The organism is Rhodococcus tukisamuensis NBRC 100609 (assembly GCF_001894985.1).
GTDB classification, from domain to species: domain Bacteria; phylum Actinomycetota; class Actinomycetes; order Mycobacteriales; family Mycobacteriaceae; genus Rhodococcus_G; species Rhodococcus_G tukisamuensis.
Map to the genome: position 1 here is coordinate 168,041 of NZ_BCXG01000006.1, position 14,521 is coordinate 182,561.

Annotated in this window: 14 protein-coding genes and 1 riboswitch; of the genes, 3 read left to right on the forward strand and 11 right to left on the reverse strand. The window is 71.0% G+C overall.

The annotated features are described in order from the left end of the window. Positions 1-8 precede the first annotated feature (8 nt). Together RT2_RS09245 and RT2_RS09250 are read right to left on the reverse strand one after the other, a co-directional pair. Positions 9-578, reverse strand: a complete 570-nt coding sequence (locus tag RT2_RS09245) for a hypothetical protein (protein ID WP_072844495.1) — start codon at positions 576-578, stop codon at positions 9-11. Continuing rightward, positions 578-2,455 (reverse strand): DEAD/DEAH box helicase, encoded by a 1,878-nt coding sequence (locus RT2_RS09250; RefSeq protein WP_072844496.1) that lies wholly within the window; start codon positions 2,453-2,455, stop codon positions 578-580. The genes RT2_RS09245 and RT2_RS09250 overlap by 1 nt, the downstream gene beginning before the upstream one ends. 209 nt (positions 2,456-2,664) lie before the next feature. Between RT2_RS09250 and RT2_RS09255 the strand changes: the two genes are divergently transcribed. Beyond that, positions 2,665-3,102: a DoxX family protein gene (locus RT2_RS09255; RefSeq protein ID WP_072844616.1), complete on the forward strand. Its 438-nt coding sequence runs from the start codon at positions 2,665-2,667 to the stop codon at positions 3,100-3,102. Positions 3,103-3,148: 46 nt separating this feature from the next. On the opposite strand, the gene RT2_RS09260 is transcribed toward RT2_RS09255, so the two are convergent. The 6 genes from RT2_RS09260 to dprE1 form a co-directional block, all read right to left on the reverse strand. After that, complete coding sequence (locus RT2_RS09260; protein WP_072844497.1) at positions 3,149-3,961, reverse strand: ABC transporter ATP-binding protein; 813 nt, start codon at positions 3,959-3,961, stop codon at positions 3,149-3,151. Beyond that, positions 3,958-5,016 carry a FecCD family ABC transporter permease gene (locus RT2_RS09265; RefSeq protein WP_072844498.1) on the reverse strand — a complete coding sequence of 353 codons (1,059 nt, stop codon included), beginning with the start codon at positions 5,014-5,016 and terminating at the stop codon, positions 3,958-3,960. Before RT2_RS09265 ends, RT2_RS09260 begins: the two co-directional genes overlap by 4 nt. Further along, positions 5,013-5,987 carry an ABC transporter substrate-binding protein gene (locus RT2_RS09270; protein ID WP_245709095.1) on the reverse strand — a complete coding sequence of 325 codons (975 nt, stop codon included), beginning with the start codon at positions 5,985-5,987 and terminating at the stop codon, positions 5,013-5,015. Before RT2_RS09270 ends, RT2_RS09265 begins: the two co-directional genes overlap by 4 nt. A gap of 66 nt (positions 5,988-6,053) precedes the next feature. Continuing rightward, positions 6,054-6,240, reverse strand: a riboswitch (cobalamin riboswitch). Next, on the reverse strand, positions 6,240-8,087 hold the full coding sequence (locus tag RT2_RS09275; protein ID WP_169888257.1) for a galactan 5-O-arabinofuranosyltransferase: 1,848 nt from the start codon (positions 8,085-8,087) through the stop codon (positions 6,240-6,242). It overlaps the preceding riboswitch by 1 nt. Positions 8,088-8,247: 160 nt before the next feature. Continuing rightward, a complete protein-coding gene (dprE2, locus tag RT2_RS09280) occupies positions 8,248-9,009 on the reverse strand; it encodes a decaprenylphospho-beta-D-erythro-pentofuranosid-2-ulose 2-reductase (protein ID WP_072844499.1) in 762 nt (253 codons plus the stop codon). Continuing rightward, the gene (gene dprE1, locus RT2_RS09285) at positions 9,006-10,454 is read right to left on the reverse strand and encodes a decaprenylphosphoryl-beta-D-ribose oxidase (protein WP_072844500.1); all 1,449 of its coding nucleotides are present in this window, start codon (positions 10,452-10,454) and stop codon (positions 9,006-9,008) included. The genes dprE2 and dprE1 overlap by 4 nt, the downstream gene beginning before the upstream one ends. 180 nt (positions 10,455-10,634) lie before the next feature. Here dprE1 and RT2_RS09290 point away from each other — a divergent pair, with 180 nt between their 5' ends. Continuing rightward, positions 10,635-11,105, forward strand: a complete 471-nt coding sequence (locus RT2_RS09290; protein ID WP_072844501.1) for a GtrA family protein — start codon at positions 10,635-10,637, stop codon at positions 11,103-11,105. Positions 11,106-11,111: 6 nt separating this feature from the next. Here the strand turns inward: RT2_RS09290 and RT2_RS09295 are convergent, their stop codons facing one another. Then, positions 11,112-12,233 carry a S1C family serine protease gene (locus RT2_RS09295; protein WP_072844502.1) on the reverse strand — a complete coding sequence of 374 codons (1,122 nt, stop codon included), beginning with the start codon at positions 12,231-12,233 and terminating at the stop codon, positions 11,112-11,114. 305 nt (positions 12,234-12,538) lie between these two features. Between RT2_RS09295 and RT2_RS09300 the strand changes: the two genes are divergently transcribed. Further along, complete coding sequence (locus RT2_RS09300) at positions 12,539-13,162, forward strand: pentapeptide repeat-containing protein (RefSeq protein ID WP_072844503.1); 624 nt, start codon at positions 12,539-12,541, stop codon at positions 13,160-13,162. A gap of 5 nt (positions 13,163-13,167) precedes the next feature. Here RT2_RS09300 and RT2_RS09305 read toward each other — a convergent pair whose 3' ends face one another. Both RT2_RS09305 and RT2_RS09310 read right to left on the reverse strand, forming a co-directional pair. Next, positions 13,168-13,998: a glycosyltransferase family 2 protein gene (locus RT2_RS09305; protein ID WP_072844504.1), complete on the reverse strand. Its 831-nt coding sequence runs from the start codon at positions 13,996-13,998 to the stop codon at positions 13,168-13,170. Next, the gene (locus RT2_RS09310; protein ID WP_092775757.1) at positions 13,995-14,504 is read right to left on the reverse strand and encodes a GtrA family protein; all 510 of its coding nucleotides are present in this window, start codon (positions 14,502-14,504) and stop codon (positions 13,995-13,997) included. The genes RT2_RS09305 and RT2_RS09310 overlap by 4 nt, the downstream gene beginning before the upstream one ends. Positions 14,505-14,521: the final 17 nt, after the last annotated feature.

The following is a 14,521-nucleotide window of genomic DNA, read 5'->3' on the forward strand; positions in this document are numbered from 1 at the left end:
CGGCACACTCAGTCCCCGTAGAACCCGGCCGGGTCGACCTCGGTCAGGACGATCCAGTTCGATTCCGGGCTCGCCGCCTCGGCCGAACGGCCGCCGTTCTGCCGCAGCGCGACCGCGACCGCCGGTTCCTCGTCCACCTTCCGGACCAGGCCGTACAGCACCGCGAGGTGGTGCACGCACGGGCGCCGGCGGCCGGTGCACCCGCAGGTCGCCGCGTGCTCGGCGATCGGGGGCGCTACCGCGATGTCCTTGGCCAGCAGGTCGGCGACCAGGGCGTCGGGCAGTTCGCCGGCGGACACGCGGCGGTCCCGGGCGCCGGCCCGGTCGAGCAGCCGACGCACCGCGGCGGCTTCCTTCGTCGTCCACACCGGCACCTCCAGGGCCACAGGGAAGCTCTTGCCGCGGACGGTCACCTCGGCCCGGATTCGCCCGGCCCTGACCTCCGCCAGGTGCACCGCTCCGTTGCGGGCGAGGGAACGGGCCTGGGGGAGGGCCGGATTCGGGGCGGATGCGGCCGTCGACTCGACGGTCCGCAACCACGCCCGGCCCCACGCGGTGACCCCGAACTCCGTGCTCATCAGCAGACTCCGATCGCGTCGAGGTCGAGCAGGGCACGCAGCTCGGTGTCGGGGAGATCGGCCAGTGCCGCCTCGGTGGTTCCCGTGACCGACTCGGCCAGAGCGCGTTTCGACTCGTGCATGGCAGCGATGTGGTCTTCGATGGTGCCACCGGTGACGAGGGTGTACACGTTGACGGTCCGCCGCTGACCGATCCGGTGCGCCCGGTCGGTGGCCTGGGCCTCCACGGCCGGGTTCCACCACCGGTCGTAGTGCAGCACATGACTGGCCCGGGTCAGGTTGAGCCCGAACCCGGCCGCTCGCAGGCTGAGGATCAGGACGGGCGCGGCGTCCGGCCCGGTCTGGAAGTCGTCGACCAGCCGGTCGCGCCGCTCCACGCTCAGGCCGCCGTGCAGGAACGGGATCGTCCCCGCGCCCAGCTCGGCGGTCAGGTGCGTCGAGAGCAGCTCGCCCATGCCCCGGTACTGGGTGAACACCAGCGCCCGGTCGCCGTCCGCGACGATCTCCGCAAGCATTTCGGTTGCGCGGTCGAACTTTCCGGACCGCCCGACCAGTTTGCCGCTGTCGCCACCCGGGCCGGCCTGCGCCGGGTGGTTGCACACCTGCTTGAGCGTCGTCAGCAGGGCCAGGACGTTGCCGCGCCGGGCGATGCCGCTGCCCAGGCCGGAGGCGAACGCGTCCGCGACGGCGGCGCGGTACAGCCGGGTCTGCTCGTCGGTCAGCGTGCACGCCACCGTCGAGAACTGTTTCGGCGGCAGCTCGGTCGCGACCTGGGACTTGGTGCGGCGCAACACGTACGGCCCGACGACGGTGGCGAGTCGCTCCGCAGCGGTGCGCGAGCGGCCCGACTCGATGGGCGTCGCGAACCGCTGCCGGAACCGCGCCCGGGTGCCGAGCACGGCGGGGTTGGTGACGTGGAGGAGTGACCACAGCTCCTCGAGCCGGTTCTCGACCGGGGTGCCGGTCATCGCGACCTTCACCGTCGCGGGCAGTCGGGCGGCGGCCTTCGCGGCGAGCGACGTCGGGTTCTTGATCTGCTGGGCCTCGTCGAGCACCACGCAGTCCCACGCGACGGCGGTCAGCTCGTCCGCGTCGGTGCGCAGGACGCTGTAGCTGGTGAGCACCACCGCGGCGTCCGGCACGGTCGCCGGCAACCCGCGGCTCGCGCCGTGGTGCACCACCACCGGCAGGTCGGGGGCGAAGCGGCCCAGCTCGCGTCGCCAGTTGCCGATCACCGAGGTCGGGCACACCACCAGGTGCGGCCCGGACCCGGCGCGGGTGGCCAGCAGCGAGATGGCCTGCAGCGTCTTTCCCAGCCCCATCTCGTCGGCGAGGATGCCGCCGCCCTCACCGGCCAGCGCGCGCAGCCAGGTGACACCGTGAATCTGGTAGGGCCGCAACGTCACCCGAATCCCGGCGGCGGCCAGCTCGCGGCCGGTGCCGGCCGCGGCGGCGAACTGACGCAGCGTCGAGGCCGCCGTCCCGACCGCGGTCTCGTCCCCGCGCAGGCAGGCGTGCGCCGCGGTCGGCATCGTCCGCGCCAGCTCCGCCCAGGCCGCGTCGTCGTCCCGGCCGAGCAGCAGTGCGGCCCGGTGCCACGCCCGCACCGACGCGCCGACCTGGTCCGCGCCGACGTCCAGGCGTCGCAGCGCGGGCAGCACGGCCGACAGGTCCGCCGCCCGAACCCCCACCGTCCGCGGGGCGACCGTGGCGCCGTCGACCGGGACCGCGAGCCGGCACGTGGTGGCGCTCCCCGGCGGGAGACCGAGCGCGGTCAGCGCCGACTCGACGTCCGCCACGCCCCACCACGCGAGGGTCGCGAGGGCGGGGACGAAGGTGGCCTGCAGGCGTCCGGGGCCCGCGCTCGACTCGCTCATGTCCGCCGAGGCTAGCCGTCAGGCGTTCTCCACCGCCAATGAGAAGTGGGTCAGAAGCCGCAGATCAGGTGTGGTTTTCCCGACATTGACGGGTCTAGGATCGTGCGTCTCTGACGCGGCGGCGATGAGTTTCTGCAGCCGTGTGGGTCTACCTGGTATGCGCCTCCCGTACCCCGCGTGAGGCCCACGAGGACGAGACGGAGCCCGCCATGACCATCACCCCGCACACCACGTCCGCCCCCGCCGCCACGACAGCCGACGCCGTCACGCCGCGGCAGCGCCTGGCCGGCCGGATCGCCACCGGACTGGTCGTGGTCTTCCTGCTGTTCGACTCGGTCACGCACGTTCTGAACGTGGAGCAGGTGCGCACCGCGATGGCGGACCTCGGCTTCGATCCCGGGCTCAACCGGGTCTTCGGCGTCGTGCTGCTGGCCTGCCTGGCGCTCTACCTCGCGCCGGTCACCTCGATGCTCGGCGCGGTCCTGCTGACCGGGTACCTGGGCGGCGCTGTCGCCACCAACCTGCTCACCGAGCAGCCGATCCTGAGCACCACGCTGTTCCCGATCTACACCGGGATCCTGGTGTGGGGCGGGCTGTACCTGCGCGACGCCCGGGTCCGCTCGGTCATGCCGCTGCTGCGCGGCTAGTCAGGCAGCTCCGCTGCTCGTGCGCGGTTGACGGGTCAGAGCCCCGTCAACCGCGCACGAGCGCGTCAGCGCCTTCGCCCGCCCCGCACAGCACCACCATCGGACGCCCCGTTCGTGGATGGGGTTGCACCAGGGCGTCGAGGCCGTAGACGTCCGCCAGCAGTTCGGCGGTGAGTACCGACTCCGTCGGACCCTCGGTGACGACCCGGCCGTCGCGCAGCACCACGAGGTGATCGCAGTACATGGCGGCCAGGTTCAGGTCGTGCATCGCGGCGACAGTGGTTAGCCCGCGGGCCCGGATCAGTTCGAGCAGTTCCAGCGACGCCGAGACGTCGAGGTGGTTGGTGGGCTCGTCCAGCAGCAGCACGCAGGGGCGCTGCGCGAAGGCGCGGGCCAGCTGGGTCTTCTGCTTCTCGCCGCCGGACAGGCTCTGCCACAACCGGTGTCGCAGGCCGGTGATTCCGGCCGTCGCGAGGCAGTCGGTGACCAGTTCACCCGTGCCGAGCGCGGCGGGGCGGGCCCAGCCGCCACGGTGCGGGATGGCACCGAGTTCGACGATCTGTTCCACCGTCAGGTCCAGTTCGGTGGCCGAATGCTGTTCCACCAGTGCGACGGTGCGGGCGAACTCGCGCCGGTGCATCGCGGTCGCCGGGACGTCGCCGATCAGCACCCGTCCGCTGTCGGGACGTTCGAGCCGGGCGATGGTCGACAGCAGCGACGTCTTGCCCGATCCGTTCGGCCCGATCAGCCCGGTGACCCGCCTGGCCGGGGCCGTGCACGACACGCGGTCGAGGATCCGCGTGCCGCCGGCGGACCAGGTGATGTCCTCGACCCGGATCTCCGGAGAGTGGTGCGTCATGAGGTGGCTCCCCGTCGTCGGAGCAGCCACACGAACGCCGGCACCCCGACGACGGCGGTGACGATACTGATCGGCAGTTCCCGCCCGGGCATGACCGTGCGGGCGGCGATGTCGGCCCACACCAGCAACAGGGCGCCCACCAGAGCGACCACCGGGAGCAGGCGCGCGTGCAGCGGCCCGACGAGCATCCGGGCCGCGTGCGGCACCACGAGTCCGACGAAGCCGATGATGCCGGCCTGCGCCACCAGCGCCGCCGTGCACAGTGACGCCACCACGTACAGCACCCAGCGCGACCGCTCGACGTTGGTGCCGAGGCTCGCGGCGGCACGCTCACCGAACGCGAACGAGTCCAGTACCCGGCCGTAGGCCAGGAAGATCGTCATCGTCGCGGCGACGACGACGAGGATGCCGACCAGACCCGACCAGCGCACGCCGGCCACCGAGCCGAGGGTCCAGTTCAGCACCCGGTGGGCGGAGTCGCGGTCGCCGAACAGCACCAACGCCGACGTCAGCGCCGCGGCCAACTGCCCCACCGCGATACCGGCGAGGACGAGTCGACCGGGCAGCAGCGCCCCGGACCGGGACGTCGCGATGACGAACACCAGCAGCAGGCTCCCGAGGGCACCGAGGAATGCTGCGGACGAGACGGCGCCGAATCCCAAGGCGCCCACCGCACTCGCGCCGGTCGTCAGCGCCAGGACCGCACCCAACGACGCGCCCCCGGACATGCCGAGCAGATAGGGGTCGGCCAGCTGGTTGCCGGTCAGCGACTGCAGCACCGCGCCGCACAGGGCGAGCCCCGCGCCGATCGCCGCGGCCGCCAGCACCCGCGGCATCCGCAGGTCCACGACGATGTGGGTGGTGAGCAGATCAGTGCCCGGGCCGATGCCGAGGCGTCCGGCGATCGACTCGACGACCGTGCCGATCGACAGGTCGGCCGCGCCGATCGCGACCCCGGCTGCGCAGCTCACCACGAGCAGCGCGACCAGGATCACCGACCAGCCGGTGCTGGTCGCCGCGGCTACCCGGGCCGGCACCCGGGTCGTCGGACTCATGCCCCGTTGCCGCCCAGCTGCTTGGCGACCAGGCTCGCGCCCTCGATGGTGCGCGGTCCCGGCGTGCTCGCCGAGAACGGGACCACGACGAACGCGTCGTCGCGCACGGCCTTCAGATCCTTCAGGGCCGGGTCGCTCCGCATGTAGTTCTTCTTCTCCTCGGCCGTGTCCCACGACGCGTCAGCGAGGACGATGACGTCGGGGTTCGCGGCCAGCACCGTCTCCCAGCTGCCGTCGAGCCACGCGCCGTTGGCATTCGCGAAGATGTTGGTGCCGCCGACCGCATCGATGATCAGCTGCGGTCCGCCGGCGTTGCCGCCGACGTGCGGGGTGTCGGTGTTGCTGTCGTACCAGAAGATGCTCTTGCCCTTCGCGGGCGCCGCGGCCTCGATGCCGCTGAGGGTCTCGCGCATCTGCGCGACGACGGCGTCGGCCTCGGACTCGCGGCCGAACAGGGTCCCGTGGTCGGTGATCTCGGTGCCGATCGAATCCCAGGACACGGCGGGACGGGTCGACTTGTCCTTGCAGCCGAACGGAGAGACGTAGGTGGCGACACCGAGGGCGTCGAACGACTCGTGCGAGCCGACGGCCTTGTCGTCGAACGCGCTCGAGTACGACGCGAGCACCAGGTCGGGCTTGACCTCGAGCAGGGCCTCGCGGCTCGGGTAGTCCTTCTCGTCGAGCGCCGGGACCTGTGCGTAGGCGGAGGCCCACTGCGGTGCGATGGTGTCGTCGAGGTAGGCCGTGCCGGCCATCCGGTCCTGGGCGCCGATCGACAGCGCCGTCTCGGTGGCGCCCTGGTTGAGGGTGACGCCGCGCTCGGCGGGTCCGTCGAGGGTGACGGCGCGACCGCAGTTCTGCAGGGAGATCGCAGCGGTGTCGCCGTCGGAGTCCGACGACCCGCCACACGCGGACAGGGTGAGGGCGGCAGCGATCGACAGTGCCGTGGAGGAGATGACCCGGGGGGACATACGCGAGCGAGCTCGCGACGAAACGAGGGTGCGCAAAGCGACCCGCCTTCCATGACTCGTGGAAAACATCAGGGCTGCGTCACGGCCGGTCTCCTGGCTTCGCAGGGATAGCCGGCGACCGCACCTTCCCAGATGCCTGCGCACCCAGTGGTCGGAGCTCGAGCCCCAAGCGGTCGACGTACCTGCTCACAGTGGCGAGTACCGCGCCGGTTTCACACCGGACTTCCCGAACACCGTGACGACAAGTGGACCCTAACCGACGCGGGTGACCACCACGAAAGGCCCGACCTCGGTGACCGAGAACCGCGGGTCCTCGAACAGCTTCTCCGGGAACGTCACGGTGTAGCGGCGCACGTTCGGGTCGTTCGGGTACACGTCCTCCGCGAGGCGCAGGGTGTACCCGTCGTCGGACTGCCGGAAGACGAACGTGTCGGGGCCGCGCAGGCCGGTCGCGTCCATCGCCTCGATCAGCTCGTCCGGGGTCTGCAGTTCCGTCCAGGACTCGATGTAGGCGGCCCGCTTGTCGAACTGCGCCAACGGGTTTGCGTAGTGCGAGGTGAGCCCCTGGAACCCGAAGTACGGGTAGAAGCTCAGGAAGCTGGTGTCGGCGGTGAGCACCACGGTGTCGGACCGCGGGCCGGGGCGCTGCGCCTGGATCGCCTCGTCCACCGCCGCGTAGTAGGCGGCGGCGCCCGGCGGACGCTGGTCCGCGCGCACCCCGTCGCCGTCCGTGTCGGTGTAGGCGATGGTGATCTCCGGCGCCAGCAGGTGCGGGATGGACTGGGCGAACGCGACCGCGCCGAGCGCGCCCACCGCCACCACCGCGGCCTTGACCCGGGGGTTCTCGCTGGTCGCTAGGATCAGCCAGCGGGCGAAGTCGACGAAGCCGAAAACACCTGCGGCGCCGAGCAACACGATGAGCACCGGCTCGAGCCGGAAGGACAGCAGGGTGGTGCCGACCGCCGTCGCCGCCATCGACATCAGGACCCACAGGTACGCCGCGACCACGCCGAGGCCCAGCGCCTGCGCGCGCCGCGAGGAGGCGGCGCGACCGGCCAGCCACACCGTGCCGAGCAGGCACAGCGCCCCGGTCAGGTCGCCGTCGAACATCGGCAGCGGCAGGTCCGCGCCGGCCTCGGGCAGGTAGTGGGTGGCGGAGCCGGTGCCCGACAGCGTGCCGGTTCGCAGCGCGCTGAGGAACGGCAGCCACACGATCAGCGCGATCAGGCCGGAGATCACTCCGGCCGCGGCCAGGCGCACCAGCGGGCCGAGGGCCGCCCGCCACGATCCCTGCGCGCGGACTGCGAGACCCGCCGCGACCAGGGCCATCACCGTCACCGCGAAGGCCGCGTAGCCCAGGTAGAGCGTGTAGAAGGTGGCGGCGAGGCCGAGGAACAGTCCGGTGCCCACGACGGCGCCCCACCCGCCGGACCCGGTCTCCCCGGGCCGGTAGAGCCCGCCCCACGCCAGCAGCAGCACCGGCGGCAGCAGCACCACCAGGATCGCGCTGTAGGCCTCGGGCGAGGCGTACCCGACCGTCAGCGCAGTCGTCGCGATCGTGGCCAGCACGGCGAGGTCGGCGCGGATCAGCCTGGACCACAACACGAGTGCGATCACCGACGCCACCGCGAGCGACGCGATCGCGTACGGCTTGAATGCCTCCCAGCCGTCCATGCCGAGCAGGTTCGCGACCCGCCCGCCGAACCAGAACCAGCCGGCCGGGTAGAACGACGGCAGGTCCGCGTAGGTCATGTCCTTCAGGGCCGCGGTGTCCGTCATCCGGGTGAGGAACTCGGTGCGGAACTCCTGGTCCACCGAGACGCCGTGCAGGTACAGCTTGGTGGCGGCCAGCGGCATGCCGAGGGTGACGGTGACGAACCCGGACACCCCGGCCCAGGACAGCACCCTCGCCACGCTGGTCGCGCGGCGTCGGCGCAGCAGCCACACCGACAGCGCCAGCACCGACAGCGTGAGGACCTGGCCGACCGTGGTCAGCGCGCGGGTGACGTTGGAGGAGTTGAACGCCGGCCACTGGACCGCCGAGAAGGCGACCAGTCCGACGGCGGCGACGACCACCGCAACGAGCGCCGCCAGCACCATCTCCCCGGCGGCGGACGCGGCCCGGCGAGCGGGCTGGACGTGGCTGGGGGAGACGGGGCTGGCGGCGGTGGTCGTCACGACTCGAGAGTTTAGGCGTTGCACAGCTGTGCGCTTTTTGGTACTTGGAGCAACCAGAAAGGCGCACAGGCGGCGGAGCCGCCTAGATCGGCAGCTTGCGGAAGACCGCCCGCGGCACGTGGCGCAGCGCCATCATCACGAAGCGCCAGGGACCGGGGGTCCAGACGATCTCCTTGCCCTTGTCGGACGCGGCGACGGCGAGCGTGGCGACGATGTCCTTGTTCACCGTCAGCGGGGCCTCCTTGACGTGGGCGCTGAACTGGGTGCGCACCATGCCGGGACGGACCACCGTCACCCGCGGGCCGAACTTGGCCAGGGCCTCGCCCAGGCCGAGGTAGAAGCCGTCGAGGCCGGCCTTGGTGGAGCCGTAGACGAAGTTGGCACGCTTGACGCGCTCGCCGGCCACCGAGGACATCGCGATGATGCGCCCGAAGCCCTGCGCCTTCATCTTCTCGCCGACCAGCACGCCGACCGATACAGCGGCGGTGTAGTTGACGTTGGCCACCAGCACTGCCTTGCGCTGGTTCTGCCACAGCTCCTCGGCGTCGCCGTCCAGGCCGAAGGCGACGATCGCGACGTCGACGTCGCCCTTCTGCCAGGCCTCGTCGATCACCTTGGGGTGGCTGTCGGTGTCCACGGCGTCGAAGTCGATCACGTCGACCTCGGTGGCGCCCTTGGCCTTCAGCTGCGCGACCGCGCCGTCACGGCCCGGGTCGCCGGGCAGCGCGGCCAGGATCACCCGCACCGGAGCCTTCTTCAGGTACTCCTCGCAGATGGCCAGGCCGATCTCGGAGGTGCCGCCGAGGAGCAGGAGCGTCTGGGGGTTACCCACGGCGTTGATCACAGTTCCAACCTTCTGGACATATCGGAGGCGAAAACGCCTGTGGGGTCGTACTTCCGGCGGGTCGCGATCCACTCGTCGATCCGCGGGTACATGGCGTGGAAGGTCTCGGCGGTCGCGCGCGAGTCCTTGGCCGTGTACAGCCGGCCGCCGAACTCGAGCACGCGCTTGTCGAGTTCGGTGACCAGCTCGTTCAGGCCTGCCTTGATCGGGAAGTCCATGGCGACATTCCAGCCCGCCATCGGGAAGCTGAGCGGTGCATTGTTGCCCGGTCCGAACAGCTTGAACACGTTGAGTGCCGAGTGGTGGCCCGACGCCTGGATGTGCCGAATGATGCTCTTGAACTCTTCGAGGGCCTCGGTGGGCACCAGGAACTGGTACTGGAGGAAGCCCTTCGAGCCGTACGCGCGGTTCCACTCACCGAGGAGATCGAGCGGGTGGTAGAACTGCGTCAGGTTCTGGACCTTGCCGGTGTAGTTCCCGCCCATCCGGTAGTACAACTCGCCGATGGCGCTGGCCGACAGCTTGTTCATCAGGCCGTTCGGGAACACGTCGGGGACGGTCATCAGCTGCGGGGCGTCGAACTTCAACGGGTCCTTCTGCAGCTTCTTCGGCAGCTCGTCGAACTTCGCGAGCGAGCCGCGGGTGATCGTTGCGCGACCCAGCTTCGGCGGCGCACTGACCACGTCGAACCAGGCGCTCGAGTACGTGTAGTTGTCCTCGGTGCCGTCCTGGTGCGCGGCGACCGTCTCTTCGAGACTCTCGGTCCGGATGCCGTCGTTGATGAAGTACGCCGTCTCGGTGGGCGTCATGCTGATGGTCGCGCGCAGGATGATGCCGGTCAGGCCGTTGCCGCCGATCGTCGCCCAGAACAGCGCGCCCTTGGGGTCGTTGCGACCGCCCTTCGGCGTCAGCTTGCGCACCTGCCCGTCTGCGGTCAGCAGGTCCAGCGACACCACGTGGTTGCCGAAGCTGCCCTCACTGTGGTGGTTCTTGCCGTGGATGTCGGAGCCGATGGCGCCGCCGATGGTGACCTGGCGGGTGCCCGGCAGCACCGGGACCCACAGGCCGAACGGCAGGGCCGCCCGCATCAGCTGGTCGAGGCTCACACCGGCGTCGACGTCCACCAGCGCGGTGTCGCGGTCGATGCGGTGAATGCGGTTGAGGGCATTCATGTCGATGACCAGGCCGCCCGCGTTCTGGGCCGGGTCGCCGTAGGAGCGGCCGAGGCCCCGGGCGATGACGCCGCGGCGCAGGTGGCTGGGCTTGCCGTCGTTGCGCTCGGCGACCTGGGCGACTGCGGACGCGATCACCTCGACGTCGGGGGTGGAGAGCACCTCGGCCGTCGTCGGCGCGGTGCGTCCCCATCCGGTGAGGGTGCGGGTCTGGGTGGGGAGAGGCTGCGGCTGTACTACGTCGGCCGGCGTCTCTTCAGCTGTCGTGGACATCGGTGTAGAGGCTACCTGGCGGTAGCGACGGCAGCCCGTGTCGATGCGCACATGTGGCCACCGCTACTGCGCCCCGGGTCCCGCGCCGAGTGTGCAGATCCGCCCGCCGCCACCCGGCGTCTGTCCCGGAACCTGCACACTCGTCGGGGGCGGCGTCCGCGGGTCGCTTACCCTCGACCGGTGTCCGGTACCCCCCATGCCCCCGAGCCGCGCCTGCCGCTCCCCGTCGAGTTGCCGCTGGTGGACGAGCCCGGCGGCACCGACGTCGACCTCAAGACGCAGCTCGTCCGGTTCGTGCTCACCGGTGCGCTGTCCGCGGTCCTCGACTTCACGATCACGATCCTGCTGCAGAACGGCCTGGGGGTGCCGCGTGCGGCCGCGAAGTCGGTGGGCTTCGTCCTCGGGACGACGACGGCCTACCTGATCAATCGCCGGTGGACGTTCAACGCCCCGCCGAGCCGCGCGCGCTTCGCGGCCGTGGTGGCGTTGTACGCGGTGACGTTCGCGGTCCAGGTCGGCCTGTACTCGGTGTTCGGACAGATCTGGCCGGACACCCTGCTCTACGACGCCCTCGCCTTCGTCATCGCCCAGGGCACCGCGACGGTGATCAACTTCGTGGTCCAGCGCGCGGTCATCTTCAAGATCCACTGACCCCGCTCAGGGCGGACCGGCCCCGAGCACCAGCGACGCGGTCCGGGCCGCTCCGGTGGCGTCCACCCAGCCGATCTCGACGCGGTCGCCGGGATGCCGGGCGGTCATCTCGTAGGTGAGGTCCGACGCGGACCGGATCGGGGTGCCGGACCACGAGGTGATCAGGTCGTCGGACCTGATCCCGGCCTGCTCGGCGGGGGAGCCGAACCCCACGGCCACCACCCGCGCGCCGTCCTGCAGGGTGGGGGAGTTGGTCACCGCGATGCCCAGGAACGGGGTCGGCCCGACGTGCACGGTCCCGCCGGTCCGGCCCTCCCGGACCTGTCCGGCGACGCCCATCGCGTCGTCGATGGGAATGGCGTACGAGGTGATGCCCGTGTGGTCGGCGGCGGGCGCGTCGGGACGGTTGTCCGGGTTGCCCGCGGTGCTGACCCCGACCACCCGCCCGGCGGCGTCGACCAGCGGCCCGCCGGAGTCGCCGGGACGCACGTCGGCGTCCACCTCGATCATCCCGGTCAGTCGGTTGCGGGACCCGTCGCCGGAGCTGCGGGCGGTCACCGACTCGTTCAGCCCGGTGACGCGACCCGGCGACGCGACCGGGAGACCGGCACCTTCCGCGTTGCCGATCGCGGTCACCGGGTCGTGCAGTCGGAGCCCGGTGGAGTCGCCGAGGGTCGCGACGGGCAGCCCTTCCGCCGCCCCGAGCCGCAGCACCGCGACGTCCCGGAAGGTGTCGTAGCCGAGCACCTCCGCGTCGTAGCTGCGCCCGGTGGCCATCGCGGTCGCGCTGACGTCGACGGCGCCGTCGACGACGTGGTGGTTGGTGAGCACCAGGCCGTCCTCGGACAGCACGATGCCGGTGCCCGCGGTGCTCTTCAGCCCGGTGCTGGAGGTGACGGTGACGATGGTCGGCACCACCCGGGCCGCGAGTTCCTCCGGGCTCAGCGGGGCGGGCGCCGGCGTCGAGACCTCGGGGGTCGCGACCACGGTGGGGCGCGGGGGCTCGGTGTCCAGCCGGGTGCCGACGAGGGCGAGCGCGACCGCGGCGAGGGCGGCCAGCAGCAGTCGGAGTCCACGTCGGTGTCGCGGCCGACGTCGCGCTGTCCTGTCCGTCTCCACATCCGCCATACACACCCGGCATCCTGCGGCGGGGCCGCCCGATAGATCACGCGCAGTGGTGAATCTGAATTTACGACGTTTCGGGGCCGCGGGTCGGGTGATTGCCGGGGCCCGCCAACGCCAGGCCGGGGACCGCCGGGTCGCGGGAACCGGGCTTTGGTTCCGTCACCTCGGGTCCGATTGCGGACGCGGAACGGGCACGCCGACTATCGGTGAATTGCGGGCGGCCTCGCCCGGACACCGGTACCGTCACGTCCGCAACACCCATTCACTGAGAGTTCGCTCGCACCTTACTTGTTGAGAAGGAGCACTCCATGAACGCTGTTCGCCGGGCCGCGACGGTCAGGATTTTCGCAGGCGCCGCCACCTTCGCCGCACTGTCGACGGGTTACGCGGGCGCCGGACTCGCGAATGCCGACCCGGTGAGTGACCTGGTGAGCGCGCACACCGCCGCAGTCGCGGCCGGACCCTCCTGCGCGGAGGCCGGACTGGCCGATGTCGCGGTGCTGGTCCGGTCCGTGGCGCAGGACGTCGCCGAGGTTTTGCTGCCCTGTCGCGACGTGGCCGGCAGCCTGGGCTCGGGCAGTGCCGGATCCTCCGGGGGCGGTAGCAGTTTCGGGTCCAACAACGTCGGCCCGGACAACACCGGCTCCTACAACGCCGGCTCCAACAACACCGGCTCGCACAACGTCGGGTGGGCGAACACCGGCTCGGCCAACGTCGGCTCGGCGAACACCGGTTCCGGCAACGTCGGGTCGGCGAACACCGGTTCCGGCAACGTCGGGTCGGCCAACACCGGTTCCGGCAACGTGGGCTCGGTCAACACGGGGTCGCTGAACACCGGGTTCGCGAACACCGGGTCGGCCACCGACGGCTCGATGACCACCGGAATCGGCTCGGTCGGCGTCGGATCCACCGGTATCGGCACGATGAGCTGACGGGCTCAGCTCATGCGGTGGCGCAGCACCATGTACACGGCGCGGCGCATGAACGAGGTGCCCAGTGCCTTGGCGTTGCCGACCCGCACATCCGTCGCGGACAGCAGTCCCGGTTCGGCCGCGCGCAGCGCCTCGTGGAATGCCGCCGCCTGGGACGCCTGCTGGCGTGCGAGCCGCACGCTCCACTGGCCGGCGTTGATGCGGAACGATGCCAGCGGGCGGGGTATCGCGACGACGTCGCCGTGCAGTGCGACGCCGATGTAGGTGGCCTCGTCGATCAGGTACGGGTTGGCGTCGTCCCACCAGCCGATCTTCTCGAGCACGGCGCGCCGCATCAGCACCGAGCCCGGCTCGCCGAAGATGTTCGCCCCGGCGGTCACGGCCCGCCGGGCGGCGACCCGTCCGCTCACCGGTCCGGACAGACCGGCCAGGCCGCGGGCGGCGAGCACCGTCTTGCCCGCCGCGTCGACCAGGGTGCGCTGCGAGGCGACCAGGACCGCGTCGGGATGCTCGTCGAACGCCGCCACCTGCTCGGCCAGGCAGGTCGGGAAGATTGTGTCGTCGCCGCACACCAGTTTGAGCAGGTCGCCGTTCGCGGCCTGGCTCACGCGGTCCCAGTTGGCCTTGGCGCCGCCGCCCGCGGGGGTGTGCAGGATCGTGACGCGGGGGTCGTCGGCGTACGGGGCGAGGGCGGCGAGGGTGCCGTCGCTCGACGCGTGGTCGGCGATGATCAGCTCGAAGTCCTCGAAGGTCTGTCCGAGGATCGAGTCGATGGTTTCGGCGATGTATTCGGCGTTGTTGTACGCCGGAACAACGACGGAGACCCGAGGCGTCATGCGGAACCTGACCTTTTCTTTCTACTGAAGGAGAAATCTCGATACCCGAAGAAGCTCGCGGTCGCGGTCACCGCGGTGATCGCGATCTGCGCCGGGATCGGGGGGAATCCGAACACCGACACCGCCAGCGTCATCAGGGCCATGTTGATCGCGAAGGCGCCGAAGTTGACCACGACGAACCGCCACAGGTCCCGCAGCAGGTGCCCGCGGACGCGGAACACCAGGTAGCGGTACATCGCGAACGCGCACAGCACGTTGCACAGGTATCCCGCGACGATTGCGAAGTGGTAGCCGAGCTGGTCGCCGAGGGCGAGCTGCCAGACGATGAACCAGGCCGTGCCGAGCGCCGTGTTGAACCCGCCGACCAGCAGGAAGGCCAGCCCCTGGTTGTTCACCAGCCGCATCAGCGGTCCCGCACCGCCCGACATGCCCGCGGGCGGGGTCGCTTCGGTGTTGCCCGAACTCGGGTCGTGGGGACCGCGGTCGGTCAACTGGTGGTCCTTCATCGCTGTGGTGCTGCCCG